2 protein-coding genes are annotated in these 1,491 nt (G+C 69.8%); both read left to right on the top strand.

The features are described from left to right. On the top strand, window positions 1-374 hold a 374-nt coding region (locus tag DBR23_RS22940), incomplete at its 5' end, for a nitrilase-related carbon-nitrogen hydrolase (protein ID WP_304466234.1). Beyond that, a partial coding sequence (locus tag DBR23_RS22935) for a PAS domain S-box protein (protein WP_233250688.1) occupies window positions 371-1,491 on the top strand: 1,121 nt, incomplete at its 3' end. The genes DBR23_RS22940 and DBR23_RS22935, both read left to right, overlap by 4 nt.

Below are 1,491 nucleotides of genomic sequence, written 5' to 3'. Positions count from 1 at the left end.
GTCAGCGCTGGCGCGTGGGGCTGTCCGTGTGTTACGACCTGCGCTTTCCGGAGTTGTACCGCGCGCATGCCCGAGCGGGAGCCGACCTGCTGCTGGTGCCCAGCGCCTTCACGCACACCACGGGCCAGGCGCACTGGGAGGTGTTGCTGCGTGCCCGCGCGGTGGAAAATCTGGCCTATGTGCTGGCCCCTGCCCAAGGCGGGGTGCACGCCAACGGTCGCCACACCTGGGGCCACAGCATGCTGGTGGACCCCTGGGGCAGCATCCTCGCGCAGCGCGATCAGGGGGCTGGCGTGGTGGCCGGCGAGTTGGACGCGCAGCGCCTGAGTGCCGTGCGCGCTCAGCTGCCCGCATTGACCCACCGCGTGCTGTGAAACCCACCCCCGTCAAACGCACCCTGCTGCAGCGCTGGCGCGGCGCCTGGAGGCGCTGGTCGTTGTGGACTGCGCTGGTGCTGCTCGTGGTGTCCATGCTGGCCACCATGGTGTGGCTGGCCGGGCGGTACGAAGCCAGCCAGGTGCAGACGCGCCTGGAGCGCGACACGGCCGATGCGGTGTCTGACATCCGCACGGCGTTGACGCACAACCTGCAGAGCCTGCAGGCCCTGCCCAGCGACAACCCGAGCCACCTCGCCTGGGAGGTCGAGGCGTCCGACCTGCTGCGCAACCGGCGCGAGTTGGTGCGCATCGAACTGCGCGATGCCAACCTGCGCATGCGTACCCACGTGCAGTCGCCCTACCGCCCGGTGGCCTGGGACATGCGGCTGCGTGACAGCGGCCAGTCGGACCTCACCATTGCCTGCGCCAACGCGCGTCGCCTGGGGGGACCGGCGTATTCCAGCAGCTACTTCCAGCCCCATGGCGACGGCCTGGGCTCGGAGATGATGGAGCTGTGTGTTCCGCTGTCGGCCAGCGGCCGCACCCTGGGGTATCTCGTCGCGACCTATGCGCTGCAGGACATCCTGGCGAATCTGGTGGGGCACAACCTCACGCGCAGCCAGGAAGCCTCCTTCACCGAGGCCGACGGCACCCGGCTGGCGGTGCTGGGCGCGGCGCGCCGGGGGTCGCGCATGTTTTCGGCGCAGCACCTGTTGGACTTGCCGGGCAGCACGCTGGTGCTGCGCATGGACAGCTGGCACAGCGCTCCCAGCCTGTTTCCCAATGTGCTGACGGCCCTGGTGACGGCCATGTCGATTGCGCTGGTGACGGTGATGGTGGTGCTGGTGCGCGACAACCGGCGCCGCCTGCGCGCCGAGCGCGACCTGGCCGATGCGCTGGCCTTTCGCAAGGCGATGGAGGACTCGCTGGTGACCGGGCTGCGCGCGCGCGACCTGGAGGGGCGCATCACCTACGTCAACCCGGCCTTCTGCGAGATGGTGGGCTTCAGCCCGCAGGAGCTGCTGGGCCTGAGCATGTCGGCACCCTATTGGCCCCCCGAGCGTGTGGAGGAATACCGCCAGCGCCAGGCCATCCGTTTTGCCGGCACCATGCC

Origin of the sequence: Acidovorax sp. HMWF018, assembly GCF_003061035.1 — a bacterium.
Taxonomy (GTDB): Bacteria; Pseudomonadota; Gammaproteobacteria; order Burkholderiales; family Burkholderiaceae_C; genus Acidovorax; species Acidovorax delafieldii.
This window is presented reverse-complemented; position numbering and strand designations above follow the sequence as displayed.